The organism is Pantoea graminicola (assembly GCF_048452665.1).
Taxonomy (GTDB): Bacteria; Pseudomonadota; Gammaproteobacteria; order Enterobacterales; family Enterobacteriaceae; genus Pantoea.
Genome location: NZ_JBLWSJ010000001.1, coordinates 1 through 12801 on the forward strand (window position 1 = coordinate 1; position 12801 = coordinate 12801).

General features: G+C 57.8%; 14 protein-coding genes and 1 tRNA gene. 7 read left to right on the forward strand and 8 right to left on the reverse strand.

What is annotated here, in order from left to right; genetic code table 11:
- Positions 1 to 182 precede the first annotated feature (182 nt).
- On the reverse strand, positions 183 to 1085 hold the full coding sequence (yafC, locus tag ACNY69_RS00005) for a DNA-binding transcriptional regulator YafC (RefSeq protein WP_111140116.1): 903 nt from the start codon (positions 1083 to 1085) through the stop codon (positions 183 to 185).
- Positions 1086 to 1332: 247 nt separating this feature from the next.
- Between yafC and ACNY69_RS00010 the strand changes: the two genes are divergently transcribed.
- Complete coding sequence (locus ACNY69_RS00010; protein ID WP_111140117.1) at positions 1333 to 2124, forward strand: endonuclease/exonuclease/phosphatase family protein; 792 nt, start codon at positions 1333 to 1335, stop codon at positions 2122 to 2124.
- A gap of 94 nt (positions 2125 to 2218) precedes the next feature.
- Here ACNY69_RS00010 and mltD read toward each other — a convergent pair whose 3' ends face one another.
- Both mltD and gloB read right to left on the reverse strand, forming a co-directional pair.
- Positions 2219 to 3595: a murein transglycosylase D gene (gene mltD, locus ACNY69_RS00015; protein ID WP_111140118.1), complete on the reverse strand. Its 1377-nt coding sequence runs from the start codon at positions 3593 to 3595 to the stop codon at positions 2219 to 2221.
- A gap of 71 nt (positions 3596 to 3666) precedes the next feature.
- Complete coding sequence (gene gloB / locus ACNY69_RS00020; RefSeq protein ID WP_418797354.1) at positions 3667 to 4422, reverse strand: hydroxyacylglutathione hydrolase; 756 nt, start codon at positions 4420 to 4422, stop codon at positions 3667 to 3669.
- Positions 4423 to 4464: 42 nt separating this feature from the next.
- Here gloB and ACNY69_RS00025 point away from each other — a divergent pair, with 42 nt between their 5' ends.
- On the forward strand, positions 4465 to 5202 hold the full coding sequence (locus ACNY69_RS00025; protein WP_111140119.1) for a class I SAM-dependent methyltransferase: 738 nt from the start codon (positions 4465 to 4467) through the stop codon (positions 5200 to 5202).
- Here ACNY69_RS00025 and rnhA read toward each other — a convergent pair.
- Positions 5184 to 5651, reverse strand: coding sequence for a ribonuclease HI (gene rnhA / locus ACNY69_RS00030; protein WP_111140120.1), 468 nt, complete (start codon positions 5649 to 5651; stop codon positions 5184 to 5186). The genes ACNY69_RS00025 and rnhA overlap by 19 nt on opposite strands.
- 54 nt (positions 5652 to 5705) lie before the next feature.
- Between rnhA and dnaQ the strand changes: the two genes are divergently transcribed.
- The gene (gene dnaQ, locus ACNY69_RS00035; protein WP_293770993.1) at positions 5706 to 6437 is read left to right on the forward strand and encodes a DNA polymerase III subunit epsilon; all 732 of its coding nucleotides are present in this window, start codon (positions 5706 to 5708) and stop codon (positions 6435 to 6437) included.
- 134 nt (positions 6438 to 6571) lie between these two features.
- Positions 6572 to 6648 (forward strand) — tRNA-Asp (locus ACNY69_RS00040).
- Between the two features lie 48 nt (positions 6649 to 6696).
- Here ACNY69_RS00040 and ACNY69_RS00045 read toward each other — a convergent pair.
- A complete protein-coding gene (locus ACNY69_RS00045; RefSeq protein WP_418797098.1) occupies positions 6697 to 8205 on the reverse strand; it encodes an NCS1 family nucleobase:cation symporter-1 in 1509 nt (502 codons plus the stop codon).
- A 144-nt stretch (positions 8206 to 8349) separates the two neighbouring features.
- Here ACNY69_RS00045 and ACNY69_RS00050 point away from each other — a divergent pair, with 144 nt between their 5' ends.
- The 3 genes from ACNY69_RS00050 to puuE are packed head-to-tail and all read left to right on the forward strand — an operon-like array spanning position 8350 to position 10787.
- On the forward strand, positions 8350 to 9072 hold the full coding sequence (locus ACNY69_RS00050; protein ID WP_418797099.1) for a GntR family transcriptional regulator: 723 nt from the start codon (positions 8350 to 8352) through the stop codon (positions 9070 to 9072).
- Positions 9069 to 9800, forward strand: coding sequence for an allantoin racemase (gene hpxA, locus ACNY69_RS00055; protein ID WP_293770988.1), 732 nt, complete (start codon positions 9069 to 9071; stop codon positions 9798 to 9800). The genes ACNY69_RS00050 and hpxA overlap by 4 nt, the downstream gene beginning before the upstream one ends.
- 33 nt (positions 9801 to 9833) lie before the next feature.
- Positions 9834 to 10787, forward strand: a complete 954-nt coding sequence (gene puuE, locus ACNY69_RS00060; RefSeq protein ID WP_111140125.1) for an allantoinase PuuE — start codon at positions 9834 to 9836, stop codon at positions 10785 to 10787.
- 46 nt (positions 10788 to 10833) lie between these two features.
- Here puuE and hpxZ read toward each other — a convergent pair whose 3' ends face one another.
- Genes hpxZ through hpxX form a run of 3 tightly spaced genes read right to left on the reverse strand, consistent with a single transcriptional unit; the run spans position 10834 to position 12790 of the window.
- The gene (hpxZ, locus tag ACNY69_RS00065; RefSeq protein WP_111140126.1) at positions 10834 to 11214 is read right to left on the reverse strand and encodes an oxalurate catabolism protein HpxZ; all 381 of its coding nucleotides are present in this window, start codon (positions 11212 to 11214) and stop codon (positions 10834 to 10836) included.
- Entirely contained in the window at positions 11214 to 12611 is a 1398-nt protein-coding gene (locus ACNY69_RS00070) for an AtzE family amidohydrolase (protein ID WP_418797100.1), read from the reverse strand. The genes hpxZ and ACNY69_RS00070 overlap by 1 nt, the downstream gene beginning before the upstream one ends.
- Positions 12608 to 12790, reverse strand: coding sequence for an oxalurate catabolism protein HpxX (hpxX, locus tag ACNY69_RS00075; RefSeq protein ID WP_111140128.1), 183 nt, complete (start codon positions 12788 to 12790; stop codon positions 12608 to 12610). The genes ACNY69_RS00070 and hpxX overlap by 4 nt, the downstream gene beginning before the upstream one ends.
- Between the last annotated feature and the right edge of the window lie 11 nt (positions 12791 to 12801).

A 12801-nucleotide genomic window follows, 5' to 3' on the forward strand; every position in this document is an offset into this window, starting at 1 on the left:
TTAATTGGAAAGCCCTGACTTAACGGTCAGGGCTTTTTCCATTGGATCGCATTCTGCCAGACAGACCCGCTGATTGATCCTGCCGGAAATCACGTAGTCAGCCACCCAGAGGCACAAAGCCCGCGCGATCCTCTCATCACTCCAGCACTCTCTGCCAGCAGACACTGCGAAGATCATCGATCTCAGCTGCGCCACGTCTGCTCTGCTGTCCACTCACTGAGAAAGTCGATAAAGGCACGCACACGCTGGCTTACGCCGGTATCACTGTAGTAGACCGCATTGAACGGCATCTCGACCGGCAGACGCTGATCGGCGAGTACTTCCACCAGTTCTCCCGCTGCGAGCTCACGATCGATCATATAGTCCGACAGACAGGCGAGACCATTGCCGGTCAGGCAGAGCTGCTTGATCGTCTCTCCACTGTTTGAAGAGACAGCCCAGTTTATATCGTAGAGTTCGCCATCCGCGCGGCTGACCGGCCAGCGATTAAGGCGCGGTGAGTCATCGAAGGCCAGACAGTGATGATTGTCCAGATCCGCGACCTGTTGTGGTGTCCCATGCTCACGCAGGTAGGCGGGCGAAGCCACGATCCTGCGAAAACTGTTAAACAGCAGCCGGGCCCGCAGGGTAGAGTCGGTCAGATTACCCGCGCGGATCGCGACATCCACTTTTCGCTCGATCAGATTGATAAAACTCTCTGAGGAGATCAGCGAAAGGGTGACCCCGGGATAGCGTAGCCGGAAGGGTTTAATCATCGGCATCAGCAGATGAAGAATGACCGGTGTCGCGGCATCCACCCGCAGCAATCCTTTTGGCTCCTGCAGACTTTCGATTAAGTCGTTCTCTGCCGTCGCCATCTCCTGCAAAAAACGCTGAACGTGCCGGAAGTAGCGCTCGCCCTCCTGCGTCAGCGCCAGCTGGCGTGTCGTGCGGGTCAGCAGGGCGATACCCAGCTTGTTTTCCAGCTTTTTGATGGTCCTGCTGACGGCTGAGTTGGCCATCTGCAGTTGCTCCGCAGCACGGCTGAAACTCCCGCTTTCGACTACGCTGACAAACACCTGTAGTTCGTCAGAAGATGCCTTCATCCTTCCTCCCTGTAGTGACGTGGCCTGCACGTCCGTTTATGACCGACAATAAGATCGTAACCAGTATAGGCGTCCGTAGCACTTGCCCCCGATCTGCCCGATTTGCTTAGCAAACCTCACGAGACGGTTTTATGCTGGAAAAGGGTGATGAATTCTGACATTCACCTGCATCCATTGAAACCCCGGTCTAAAATCCCTATAACAGACAGGTGTTAACTGTAATCTGAATCCTCAGCCAGGCGGGAAAGTGCGCAAAAAAACTTATGCAATGCGATATGTAGCAGGACAACCAGTGGAACAGATCTTTCCACCTGGCGCGATGCTTCATCTCGGTCAGGCACTGCCTCCCGGCGCGCCATTGCCTGCGCATCCCACTCTCAAGGTTCTGGTATGGAATATTTTCAAGCAGCAGCGTGCAGACTGGATGTCGGTTCTGGAAGGGTTTGGTAAGGACGCTCACCTGGTGTTACTGCAGGAAGCACAGACCACACCTGAACTGGTGCAGTTTGCGACCACCAATTATCTGGCTGCCGATCAGGTACCCGCCTTTGTGCTGCCTCAGCATCCCTCTGGGGTGATGACGCTGGCCTCAGCCCATCCGGTCTACTGCTGTCCGTTACGCGAGCGTGAGCCGCTGCTGAGGCTCGCTAAGTCGGCCCTGGTCACAGCCTACCCTCTGCCAGCCGGTGAAATGCTGATGGTGGTTAACATCCACGCGGTCAACTTCAGTCTGGGCGTTGACGTCTACAGCAAACAGCTGGGGCCGATCGGCGAACAGATTATGCATCATCAGGGGCCAGTGATTATGGCCGGGGATTTCAACGCCTGGAGCCGTCAGCGCATCAACGCCCTCTACCGTTTTGCCCAGCGAATGAAGCTGGAAGAGGTGATGTTTACGGCTGACCATCGGCGTAAAGCCTTTGGCCGCCCGCTGGACTTCGTCTTCTATCGCGATCTCAGCGTCAGTGAGGCTTCTGTACTGGTGACGCGCGCATCCGACCATAATCCCTTACTGGTGGAGTTCAGTTCAGGACGCTAGCGCGGCACTGGCCGTCTGTCTGCCAGAGAAGGGAGGGGGGCTGGCGGAGGGATAAAAACAAAAAAGGCTGACATTTGTCAGCCTTTTCAACGTATCAGGTATCGGGTGTTGCGTTATTATTCACAAACAGCGTTAAGTTATCGCCGGGTTGAATATCTTTCGCACTGTCGAGCACACTGTTCCAGCGCATCACGTCTTTGATATTGACGCCGTGATGACGGGCAATACTGTCAAGAGAATCACCCTTACGAACACGGTAGGTGATGCTGTTGCCGTTATCAGCCAGTCGGGTGCCGTTCGAACCGATGGTCAGCGTCTGACCCGGTCGGATATCAGCACCGCGCAGGTTGTTATCCTGCTTCAGTGTCGAGACACTCACGCCCAGTTTTGAGGCGATGCCCGAAAGCGTATCACCCCGTCGCACCTTGTAACCGCCGCCTGCACTGGCCTTCGCCAGCTGGGTCGGCTGTACCGCTGCGATATCACCGGATGCCAGTGAGTTGCGCAGTTTCGCGACATTCGACTTCGGCACCATAATATAGTGCGGGCCGTTTGGCGCGGTGGCACCGCCTTTGTAGCCGGTATTGAAGCTCTTGAGTTTCGTGAGCGACATACCTGCCATTTCGGCAGCCTGCGTCAACTGTATCTGCTGACCCACTTCCACGCGTGCCAGCGCACGGCTTTCGTTAGGTGTCGGCAGTTTGATACCGTAACGCTTGTTGTTTTTCAGCAGTTCACTCAGCGCTAACATTTTGGGTACATACACAGTCGTTTCGCGTGGCAGCGACAGATGCCAGAAGTCAGTCGGCTTACCGCGCGCCTTATTCTGCTTAATCGCTTTGAGTACCCGTCCCTCACCACTGTTGTACGCTGCGATGGTTAATAACCAGTCACCGTCAAACATGGTGTTGAGACGCTGCATCATATCCAGCGCAACTTTTGTGGATGCCACCACATCACGTCGCCCATCGTAATACTGATTCTGTTTGAGACCATAGTTCCGACCCGTTGCAGCAACGATTTGCCAGATGCCAGCGGCATTGGCAGATGAGGTTGCCCGAGGGTCAAAAGCGCTCTCCACTATGGGTAGCAGTACCAGTTCCATCGGCATTTTACGTTTCTGTATCTGCTCGACTATCCAGTACATGTACGGCTCTGCCCGTAATGTTACATCGTGGAGATAGCTCTTATTTTTTAAAAATTTACTTTTTTGTTCGCGGATTGCCGGGTTTTCCGGAATCCCCATCTTCAACTCGTCACTAATGAAACTCCAGAGATCTGCGTCTGCTGCGAGGCCAGTTCCATCTTCCTGCCATCGCGGCGACAAAAACTTGTCTCCGTACTTTCCATTTTCACCTTGACCAGCTGAAGACAGACTCTGTGCATGCTGTTCGGGGATATTGGCATCGTTCCTGGACGCCTGACATCCCACCAGCAAGACTGAGGCGAGTAAGATCGCTTTAGCCTTCATGTGTGTGTCAATAGTTCGCTTAAAAGACGAGCAACTATACGTGACGGCTTTTCACAACACAACCCGAAAAATCAAAAAGCGTCTTTCTTCTCGCGTAGAACAGCAAATGTCTTCCATACGGGTTCATCAGTAACGTTAACGTTTAATGCCCTTAGTAAATCAACATCTTGCGTGCGGAGAAATAAATTTATTGACCGTTCGTGCGCCAGTTTTGTTGGCAGAGTGATGCCATTTTCAGCGCGTAAGTCCTTAATTTTCTGATATTCGGCCATTATCTGCGGGTCATGGGGCAGAATAGCCGCAGCAAACTTCAGGTTAGATAAAGTATATTCATGCGCGCAGCAGACTAATGTCTCACCGGGAAGCTGATTAAGCTTTTGAAATGAATCATACATCTGCTCTGCAGTACCTTCAAAAAGGCGCCCACAGCCGCCGGAAAAGAGCGTGTCGCCACAGAAAAGATAAGGTGCACTGTAATATGAGATATGTCCTAAAGTGTGTCCGGGAGTATGGATGACGTCGAACGTCAGGCCCATGACGTTAACTTTATCGCCTTCGCTGACCACCCTCGTCGTGCCTTTCTCTGCCGTCTCCGGGGGACCGTAGACCTCCAGCTGGGGGAAATGCTCACGCAGCGTTTTGACACCACCCGTATGGTCGTTGTGGTGGTGAGTCAGCAGGATCGCCACCGGCTGCCAGCCATTGGAGGCCAGTTTTTCTAACACCGGCTGCGCTTCGCCAGGGTCTGTAATCAGGCACTTACCTTCATCATCAGTCAGTGTCCAGATGTAGTTGTCCTGCAACGCAGGAATACTGTTAAGATTCATCATCACCTCTCGCAGGTCGCAGGAAAAGGAAGAGCGTAAAGCATGAAGCCCGCTAAATCACGCCAGGTTCTGAACGCACCGCTGTCGTGGCGCGATATGCCGTGGGGAGATTATTTCCGCGATGCGCTGACGCAGCAGCTTCAGCCTTACCTCGGAAAGCTCTATGGCTTTCATATGCTTAAGCTTGGCAACCTCAGCGCAGAAATCAATACGGAAAATTGCGCTATTTCACATCAGGTCAATGCAGGCCGTGAAGGTGAACTGCTTCAGGTGCTCGCCGACCCGATGCAGCTGCCGTTCGAATCGAAGTCGATCGACGCCTGCCTGATGGCTCATACCCTGGCCTGGAGCCAGGACCCGCACCGGGTATTACGCGAAGTTGACCGGGTGCTGATTGACGATGGCTGGATGATCATCAGCGGGTTTAATCCCTTCAGCCTGCTTGGCGTAAGTAAAATGGTGCCGGGATTAACGCGCAAAGCGCCCTGGAGCGGGCGAATGTTCAGCCAGATGCGGTTACTCGACTGGCTGGGACTGCTGAACTATGAGGTAGTTTACCGCACCCGGTTTCAGGTACTGCCCTGGCATCGGCAGGGTGGGAAAGTGATCAGCACCCACTTACCGGCGCTGGGCTGTCTGAACATTGTGGTGGCACGTAAACGTACTTTCCCGCTGCTGCCGACCCGGACAAAGAAGAGCCTCAGCACCAGCAAAATCCGTCAGACGGTCAACGCCACCCGCCAGTTCCGGCAGGCGGACGATCAGGATTCGGTTTTATAGCCGATATCCTCAAAGGCGGGATGCTCCGCCGCGCTGCGGGCCAGGACGTCGCAGCGCTCATTCTCCGGATGACCGGCGTGGCCTTTGACCCACTCCCACTGAATCTTGTGCGTACTGAGCGCGGCGTCGAGACGCTGCCAGAGATCGACATTCTTCACCGGTTTTTTGTCGGCCGTTTTCCAGCCGCGCTTTTTCCAGTTATGGATCCAGCTGGTGATCCCCTGACGCACATACTGACTGTCGGTACTGAGTACCACGTCGCACGGCTGGGTGAGCGCCTCCAGCGAGACGATGGCCGCCATCAGCTCCATCCGGTTATTAGTCGTGAGACGATAGCCCGCACTGAAGGTTTTTTCATGCTGGCCGTAGCGTAAAATCGCCCCATAACCGCCGGGGCCGGGATTACCCAGGCAGGATCCATCGGTGAATATTTCTACCTGTTTGCGCATCTCTGGTAGACTTCCTTCTGACAAAAACGCCAAGTCTGACATAAAACGGGTCTTATGAGCACTGCAAATAACCGCCAGATCGTTCTCGATACTGAAACCACCGGCATGAACATGATCGGGGCACATTATGAGGGGCACCGCATCATCGAAATTGGTGCGGTGGAGGTGATCAACCGTCGCCTGACCGGTAACAATTTCCATATGTACCTCAAGCCCGATCGGCTGGTGGATCCTGAAGCCTTTGGCGTTCACGGCATTGCAGATGAGTTCCTGGCCGACAAGCCCGCCTTCAGCGAGATTGCGGATGAGTTCCTGGACTATATCCGGGGGGCGGAATTGGTGATCCACAACGCCCCGTTTGATATCGGCTTTATGGACTATGAGTTTGCAAAGCTGAACCGCGGCATTGAGAAAACCGAAGACTTTTGTAAGATCACTGACAGCCTGGCCCTGGCGCGTCGCATGTTCCCCGGCAAGCGTAACAGCCTCGATGCACTCTGCTCACGCTACGAGATAGATAACAGCAAACGTACCCTGCACGGCGCACTGCTCGATGCCGAGATTCTGGCGGAAGTCTTCCTGACCATGACCGGCGGGCAGACATCGCTCTCCTTCCTGTCAGAAAGTGAAAGCGCCCGTCAGGCGCAGGGTGAAAGCATCCAGCGCATCGTGCGTCCCGCCTCTGCACTGCGGGTCGTGACGGCCAGCGAGGAAGAGGTGGTTGCCCATGAGTCCCGTCTGGATCTGGTGATGAAAAAGGGCGGCAGCTGCCTGTGGCGTGGCTGAACCCTGTGATTTTGCGGATAAAAACAGCGACAAGTTGAAAAAAACAGCAAACGATTTATTCGCCAGGAAAAAGCGTTGACGCCGTACCAGCCTCCGATTACTATGCGCCTCGTTCTCGACGGGGAACAAAGCGCGGAGCGGTAGTTCAGTTGGTTAGAATACCTGCCTGTCACGCAGGGGGTCGCGGGTTCGAGCCCCGTCCGTTCCGCCAATCTTTTAAAAAAGCCGATTCAGAAATGAATCGGCTTTTTGCTGTCTGCTATTCCACGGCGGCCTGTTTCTTCGGCGTTATGCCTTCATGATGCCAGCGCGCGTCATCTCCCGCCTCGCGCTCTTCACGGGCGATAAAGCGATAACAGCCTGCCGCCAGTCCGGCACCGATAAACCAGCTGAAGTTTGCTACCTCATGCAGGGAAGGAATAAAGCTGATCACCAGGCAGATCGCCACCGACGGCAGCAGCGCGGCGATCGCTTTGGGATTGAAGCCCCCGCGATACCAGTAGCGGCCTGACGGCGTATCGTTAAACAGATCGTCGACCGAGATACGTCCACGTTTAATCAGATAGAAATCGGTCAGCAAAATCCCGAACAGCGGCCCGATAAAGGATCCCAGCACGTCGAGGGTGTAGTGGATCAGCTCAGGTGACTGGAAGAGGTTCCACGGCGTCAGCAGCACCGAGCCTACTGCGGCGATCATGCCGCCGGTGCGGAAGCTGATTTTCTGTGGTGAACAGTTGGAGAAGTCAAACGCGGGCGAGACAAAGTTCGCCACGATATTGATGCCGATGGTGGCGGTAATCATGGTCAGTAAGCCAATCGCCACGGCCAGATCGTTGCCAACCATGCTGACCGTCTCGATGGGATCGGTAATCATCCTGCCAAACAGTGACTGCGTACCGGAGACGATGACGACCGTGACGACCGAGAAGAGCAGGAAGTTAAACGGCAGGCCCCAGCGATTGCCGCGCCGGATCTCTGACATGTTTTTGCCGTAGCGGGAGAAGTCACCGAAGTTCAGCAGCGGCCCGGAGAAGTAGGAGACGACCAGCGCCGTCGCCGTGATCATCTGCCACGTCTGTTCGCCTGGTGAAAGCGATTTGCTGGCGAGGGTAAAGGAGATCCCATCAAAACCGGTCTGGTATACAATCCAGCCCGCCAGCGCCACCATCACCACATAGACCGCCGGTCCGGCCACGTCGATAAACCGTTTAATGGCGTTCATGCCGTGCCAGAACACCATCGCCTGCAGTAACCACATCACCCCGAAACAGCACCAGCCCAGCAGCGACAGTCCCAGCCAGTGCGGCTCCGTCATTGCGTTCAGCGACGGCGCGAACTTCAGCAGCACCAGCATCAGCGCATTCGCCGCCAGATAGGTCTGGATGCCATACCAGGCAAACGCAATCAATCCACGGATCACCGCCGGGATGTTGGCGCCAAACACGCCAAATGCCTGACGACAGATCACCGCATAGGGCACGCCCGCCATCTGGCTCGGTTTCGCCACCAGATTGGCACAGATCTGCACAATGCAGATCCCGGCCAGCAGGCAGAGCAGCACCTGCCAGCTGGCGAGCCCCAGCGTAAAGAAGCTGGCGGCCACCACATAGCCGCCCATGCTGTGCACGTCCGACATCCAGAAGGAGAAAATGTTGTACCACGACCAGTTCTGATCGCGCGTGGGGGCCAGGTCCTCGTTACAGAGCCGTGGGCTGTAACGGGCACTGGTTTCAGAGGCCGTGCTGGCCACCGTGGAATGTTCTGGCATAAAACCTGCTCCTCTACCCGAGAGTGAAATGAATAATCTGGTAAAGGGGTATTGCAGGATTCAGGCCAGATTGCTTTTCCTGTATACAATATTTTCTTTTCGCGTATACGATAGGCGACAGACAGAAGGCGACCGGAGCAGGTGATGACCAATAAAACAGGCCAGCATGACGCGGCCAGACTACAGGATAAAGATGAAAGGATTTACCAGGCGCTGATGAACGCCATTGTTGAGCACCAGCTGCCGCCGGGCAGCAAGCTGCCTGAAGAGGCCCTTTCCGGCGTCTTTGGCGTCAGCCGCACCGGTATCCGCAAAGTGCTGCAACGCCTCGCGGCGGTGCAGATGGTGACTCTGACGCCCAAACGTGGTGCGCAGGTTTCCACGCCGGGTGTCGATGAGGCGCGGGAGATCTTCACCACCCGCAGCTTAATCGAGTGCGGCAATCTGCCCGCCGTGCTGGCGCATCTTCAGCCACCGCATCTGGTGGCGCTGGAGCAGCTCATCGCGCAGGAGAATCAGGCGCACGCCAGTCATGATGGCCCGGCCGCCATCCGGCTTTCGGCGGCGTTTCATATTCAATTGCAGGCGATCTCCGGCAATCAGGTGCTGACCGGCATGGTCACCAGCCTGACGCAGCGTTCATCGCTGGTGATTGCCGCGTATGGCGCGCCCTGGCAGCGGGGCTGTCGCTGCGACGACCACGCCACGCTGCTGCAACGGCTGCGTGCGCGTGCGCTCGAGCCGCTGACAGAGGCGCTGCAGCACCATTTTGACCACATCGTTTCCAGCCTGCATTTTGAGCGCAGCGGCGAAACCCTTCCCAATTTTTCCCGGCTGTTTGCCGCAGACTTCGGAGCGGCCTCATGAGCATCATTCAGGTCATCAACCCCAACACCAGCCTGGCGATGACCGAAACCATCGGTCAGGCCGCACGGGCCGTCGCCGCGCCGGGTACGGAGATTCTGGCCGTTTCACCCTCGCAGGGCGTCCCCTCCATCGAAGGACATTTCGACGAGGCGATCGCCGCCATCGGCGTGCTGGAGCAGGTTAAGCTGGGCAGGGCGCAGGGCGTCAGTGGCCACGTCATCGCCTGCTTCGGCGATCCGGGATTGCTGGCGGCACGCGAGCTGGCCAGCGGCCCGGTGATTGGCATTGCGGAAGCGGCGATGCACACCGCCACGCTGCTGGCGACCCGGTTCTCTGTCGTCACCACGCTGCCGCGCACCCTGATCATTGCGCGCCATCTGCTGCAGCAGTATGGCTTTACCCATCACTGTGCTGCACTGCATGCGATCGATTTGCCGGTGCTGGCGCTGGAGGATGGCAGCGGTCTGGCTCAGGAGAAAGTGCGGCAGCGTTGTATACAGGCGAAACGTGAAGATGGCAGCGGCGCGATCGTGCTGGGCTGCGGCGGCATGGCGACGCTGGCGGCTTCGCTGACCCGGGAACTTGATATGCCGGTGATCGATGGCGTCAGTGCGGCGGTGAAAATGGTGGAGTCACTGGTGGCGCTGGGCTTTGGCACCAGCAAACAGGGCGATCTGGCCTGGCCTTTGCAGAAACCTCTCTCAGGTGCCTTTGAGCATCTAAACTAACGGAACGTTCAGACTTAAGACAGGAAGCGAGTGATGACTGACGCTGCAGAGAAGAAAGAGTACAGTTTTAACAAAAACTATCCGCGCGATTTAATCGGTTATGGTGCTCATCCACCGCACGCCGCCTGGCCAGGCAACGCCCGCGTGGCGGTGCAGTTTGTCCTGAACTACGAAGAGGGCGCTGAAAACAGCGTGTTGCACGGCGACGCCGGTTCAGAGCAGTTCCTCTCCGACATCATCGGCGCCGCCAGCTATAGCGATCGGCACATGTCGATGGAGTCGCTGTATGAGTATGGATCCCGCGCCGGATTCTGGCGCATCCACAACGAGTTTCAGACGCGTGGCCTGCCGCTGACGGTGTTTGGCGTCGCGATGGCGCTGGCGCGTCATCCGGAGATCGTAGAGGCGATTAAGCAGGCCGATTACGATGTGGTCAGCCACGGCTGGCGCTGGATCCACTATCAGGGCATGGATGCAAAAACCGAACGTCAGCATATGCAGCAGGCGGTCGATGTGCTGGTGGATCTCTTTGGCAAAGCGCCCACCGGCTGGTACACCGGTCGCGACAGCCCGAATACCCGTCGTCTGGTGGTGGAGCAGGGGGGCTTCAGCTATGACAGCGACTACTACGGCGACGATCTGCCTTTCTGGACGCAGGTAACCTGTCAGGATGGCACGGTGAAACCACACCTGATCATCCCCTACACCCTGGAGTGCAACGACATGCGCTTTGCCACGCCGCAGGGCTTCAACACGGCCGACCAGTTCTTCACCTATCTGCGTGACAGTTTCGATGTGCTCTATGAAGAGGGCAAAACCGCGCCGAAGATGATGTCGATAGGCATGCACTGCCGCCTGCTGGGGCGACCGGGCAAATTCCGCGCGCTGCAGAAGTTTCTCGATCACATCCAGCAGCACGACGATGTCTGGATTTGTACCCGCCAGCAGATCGCCGACCACTGGATCGCGACACACCCGGCGCCCTGACGCGGCGATGACGCCTGGCCCTTTTCGGGGTCAGGCGTCAGAAGGCTCAACTCATCAGGCTGACCTGCGCCGCCACGATGCACCAGCCGTGCGGCATCCGCACCCAGGTCTGCTGCTGGCGGCCCGTTTTCTCGCTGCCGTCGCGGGTAAATTCGGTGCTGCAGACCGCATAATCCTCGCCAAAGGTGGTGATGACGGTATTTCGCAGCGTCCGGTTCAGCCCGGCTGAGGGGCGCGCGGCGCGGAACGCGCGGATCTCATCAATGCCATACAGGTTTTCACCCGCCCCCAGTCGCACGGTGCGCGCGTCATGCCAGAACAGCGCATCCAGTTCAGCGACATCATTACTGACCAGCGCCTGCTCGTAGCGATAAAACTGCGCCGTCACCTCGTTCACCACCTGCGGTAAATTAATCTCTCTGTTCATCAGGCTCCAGCCATCGTGATTTGCGGCAGGGTGATACCGCGTTGTTCCAGTGTCCAGGCAGCACGTAACACCGCCTCTTCATCAAAAGGCCGGCCGATAAGCTGTAAGCCAATCGGCAGGCCACTCCGGGTCGCCAGCGGCACGGTACAGACCGGCAGACCCAGGAAGGAGATCGGCTGCGTCAGCATGCCCATACTCGCTTTAGCCGGCAGCGACTCGCCCTGGATCGACAGCGTCTGCTGACCGATCGCGATCGCGCTGCAGGGCGTCGCCGGGGCGATCAGCACATCGAAATGGTTGAACAGCGGTAACACCTGCTGCCGGAAATGGCGACGGAAACGCTGCGCCTGCACATACCAGGCTCCCGGCATCATCGCACCGGCCAGCAGACGCTCGCGTGAGTTCGGTTCAAACTGCTCAGGCACCTGGCGCAGGGCGGGCAGATAGTGATTGCCGCCCTCTGCGGCGGTCATGATAAACGCCGCCGAGCGTGCCAGTTCCGCCTCCGGCATCAGCACCTCTTCATGCGCATCCAGCGCGGCCGCACCCGCCGCGACGGCGACGCGGGCATCCTCATCGCACCAGCGGGCAAAAAAGCCGCCGAGCACGCCGCAGCGTAAGCCTTCGCTGCCCTGAGCCAGCGAAGGCAGCGTGGCGGCCTGCGGATGATTCGCCTGAAACGCATCAGCGGGATCGGCACCCTGCAACTGGTCATAGACCAGCGCGAGGTCATCCACCCGGCGGGCCAGAGGGCCGATATGGTCCAGGCTGGCGACAAACGGATGGCTGCCGCTGCGCGAGAGGCGGCCAAAGGTGGGCTTAAGGCCAAAAATGCCGCACAGCGACGCGGGCACCCGAATCGAGCCGTTGGTGTCGGTGCCCAGCGAAAAATGCACCAGCCCGGCGGCCACGGCGGCCGCGGAGCCACCGGACGAGCCGCCCGCCACGCGGCTGAGATCGCGGGGATTGCGCGTCGCACCATAGTGGCTGTTCTCGGTGGTAAAGCCGTAGGCGTAGGCATCCATGTTCAGCATGCCCGACAGCAGTGCGCCCGCGTGCCGCAGCTTATCGACAGCAAAGGCATCGGTCTGCGCGGCCGGACGATCGCGGAACAGGCTGGCCCCGGCCAGCGTGCTGTGCCCCGCCACGTCAAACAGGTTTTTCACGGCATAGGGGATGCCCGCCAGCGGCGGCAGGGGCTCACCACGCTGCCGCTGTGCATCCACGGCGCGGGCTTCCTGCAGCATGCGCGGCCCGGTCACCGCCGTCCAGGCGTTCAGCGCCGGATTGTGCTGCTCAATCGCCTGCAGCGTGTGCTGCGCCACCTCATGCGCAGTGATCTCACCCTGCTGGATCGCCCGCTGCAGGGTCTGAATCGAAACGTCACTTAAGTTCATGCCTGATAGACTCCTGCCACGTCCAGCCGGTCATCCAGCGGAAACGCCATCAGCGGCGCCGCCATCTCTGCAATGCGCGAAAGCTGGATCAGCAGCTCGGCGCGCCGGGCCTCATCCAGTTCCAGCTGCAGGATCTGCTCCATATGGCCGATATAGCTGGCCCAGTCGTGTTGATTCATGATTCACTCCT

Excerpts from the sequence above, each read along its gene's own strand:
- yafC (WP_111140116.1), bottom strand. The coding sequence starts at position 1,085 with ATGAAGGCATCTTCTGACGAACTACAGGTGTTTGTCAGCGTAGTCGAA.
- mltD (WP_111140118.1), bottom strand. The coding sequence starts at position 3,595 with ATGAAGGCTAAAGCGATCTTACTCGCCTCAGTCTTGCTGGTGGGATGT.
- gloB (WP_418797354.1), bottom strand. The coding sequence starts at position 4,422 with ATGAATCTTAACAGTATTCCTGCGTTGCAGGACAACTACATCTGGACA.
- ACNY69_RS00025 (WP_111140119.1), top strand. The coding sequence starts at position 4,465 with ATGAAGCCCGCTAAATCACGCCAGGTTCTGAACGCACCGCTGTCGTGG.
- rnhA (WP_111140120.1), bottom strand. The coding sequence starts at position 5,651 with ATGCGCAAACAGGTAGAAATATTCACCGATGGATCCTGCCTGGGTAAT.
- dnaQ (WP_293770993.1), top strand. The coding sequence starts at position 5,706 with ATGAGCACTGCAAATAACCGCCAGATCGTTCTCGATACTGAAACCACC.
- ACNY69_RS00045 (WP_418797098.1), bottom strand. The coding sequence starts at position 8,205 with ATGCCAGAACATTCCACGGTGGCCAGCACGGCCTCTGAAACCAGTGCC.
- ACNY69_RS00050 (WP_418797099.1), top strand. The coding sequence starts at position 8,350 with ATGACCAATAAAACAGGCCAGCATGACGCGGCCAGACTACAGGATAAA.
- hpxA (WP_293770988.1), top strand. The coding sequence starts at position 9,069 with ATGAGCATCATTCAGGTCATCAACCCCAACACCAGCCTGGCGATGACC.
- puuE (WP_111140125.1), top strand. The coding sequence starts at position 9,834 with ATGACTGACGCTGCAGAGAAGAAAGAGTACAGTTTTAACAAAAACTAT.
- hpxZ (WP_111140126.1), bottom strand. The coding sequence starts at position 11,214 with ATGAACAGAGAGATTAATTTACCGCAGGTGGTGAACGAGGTGACGGCG.
- ACNY69_RS00070 (WP_418797100.1), bottom strand. The coding sequence starts at position 12,611 with ATGAACTTAAGTGACGTTTCGATTCAGACCCTGCAGCGGGCGATCCAG.
- hpxX (WP_111140128.1), bottom strand. The coding sequence starts at position 12,790 with ATGAATCAACACGACTGGGCCAGCTATATCGGCCATATGGAGCAGATC.